The organism is Sporichthyaceae bacterium, assembly GCA_036493475.1.
In the GTDB taxonomy this organism is placed as follows: Bacteria; Actinomycetota; Actinomycetes; order Sporichthyales; family Sporichthyaceae; genus DASQPJ01.
Window position 1 is genome coordinate 1 of record DASXPS010000212.1, and the last position, 1,623, is coordinate 1,623.

2 protein-coding genes are annotated in these 1,623 nt (G+C 71.3%); one reads left to right on the forward strand and one right to left on the reverse strand.

Translation table 11 applies throughout. The annotated features are described in order from the left end of the window. Positions 1–193: 193 nt before the first annotated feature. Positions 194–964, forward strand: a complete 771-nt coding sequence (locus tag VGJ14_20245) for a peroxide stress protein YaaA (GenBank protein ID HEY2834757.1) — start codon at positions 194–196, stop codon at positions 962–964. Here VGJ14_20245 and VGJ14_20250 read toward each other — a convergent pair. Beyond that, positions 961–1,623 (reverse strand): TIGR03085 family metal-binding protein (locus VGJ14_20250; GenBank protein ID HEY2834758.1); only part of this gene is annotated, 663 nt, incomplete at its 5' end. The two genes, VGJ14_20245 and VGJ14_20250, sit on opposite strands and share 4 nt — an antisense overlap.

Here is a 1,623-nt window from a genome sequence, read left to right on the forward strand (position 1 = left end):
GAGACGGGGAAGGGGCGGGGGGCTGTGCCGCTGACGTGGGCGGCGTTGGTGGCGGCGATGTAGTGGCTGCCCAACCCCAACGTCCGGCTCTCGCGGCGTAAGAACGCCGCGGAAGCCGGACGTTGGGGTGAGGCACGCGCCGCGAGCGTCACTTCGGCCGCGAGGTCACCGCCGGGCCGGCTACAGTGCCGCGGTGTTGATCCTGCTGCCGCCGTCGGAGGGCAAGACCGCGCCGCGGCGCGGCGCGAGGTTGGACCTGGCGTCGCTGGTGTTCGGCGACGAGCTGCCGGCGGCGCGGCGGGCGGTGCTGGATGCGTTGATCGGGCTGTGCAGTGGGCCGGTGGAGGCGGCGGCGCAGGTGCTGGAGTTGCCGGCGGGGCTGGTCGGGGAGGTCGCGACCAACCGGTCGGTGTTGACGGCGCCGACGACCACGGCGGCTCGGCTCTACACCGGGGTGCTGTTCGAGCACCTGGGGCTGGAGAGCCTCCAGCCGGCGGCGAAGCGGCGGGCGAATCGCAGTGTGCTGATTGCCAGTGGGTTGTGGGGTGTGGTGGCGCCATCGGATCGGATCCCGGCGTATCGGCTCTCGGGTGGGGTGAGCCTGCCGCCGTTGGGTCCGCTGGCGGCGCACTGGCGGGCGCCGTTGGCGTCGGTGCTGCCGCAGCGGGCGGGGCGGGGGTTGGTGTTGGACCTGCGGTCGGGCACCTATGCGAACGCGTGGCGGCCCACCGGGGCTGTCGCGGAGCGCACGGTGACGGTGCGAGTCACGCAGAACGGCAAGGTGGTGTCACACCACAACAAGGCAACCAAGGGGCTGTTGGCGCGAGCGCTCTTGCAGGCCGGGGTGGATCCGAAGAAGCCCGAAAGTTTGGCGCAGGTCTGCCGGGAGCTCGGGTTCGCGGCGGTGCTGGGCCCGGCGACGGCAGGACGTTCTCGCGAGCTGTCGGTGGACGACGCCCGCTAGATCCCGAACTTCGCCCGGCGAACTGCCTCGACGGCCTCGGGCGGGCCGCTGAGTTCGACCTCGGCGATCTCGCGGCGGCCGAACAGGTAGAGCAGCAGCTCGCCGGGGGTGCCGGTCAGCTGAACGACGGGTTGCCCACCCTTCGCCCTGCGCGTCGTAGAGGTTCCGGCCCGGGCGAGTTCCAGGCCAGGGCCGCGCACCCGACGGGTCAGCACCCAGGCCCCACTTCTCACGTTGTGCCACAGCGCGTCGTCCAGTGCGGGCGGGTTGGTGCGCGGTCCCATCCCGTTGGCGCGGCGCACGTCCTCGTGATGGACGAAGAACTCGTTGAGGTTCGGCACCTTGCGGATCCACGGCAGCCGGAACAGGCCGGGCGGGGGACCGGTGCGCAGTTTCTCCACCAGGGCGGGGAATCCCTGGTCCTTCATTCCCACGCGGCGATGTTCGGCGAGCTTGGCCCAGGGTCCGGGCACGACGATTCCCGGCGCACCGATCGGGTCGCGTTCGCGCATGACGAGATGAGTCAGCAGGTCGAAGGTGGTCCAGCCCTCGGGAACGGTTGGCGCGTCCGGGCCGAGCTTGTCCAGTAGGTCGCACAGTTGTTGGCGCTCGGTGGCGTCGAGGTGTTCGGCCATGATCAGCAGGCTAGGTCGGGGTGC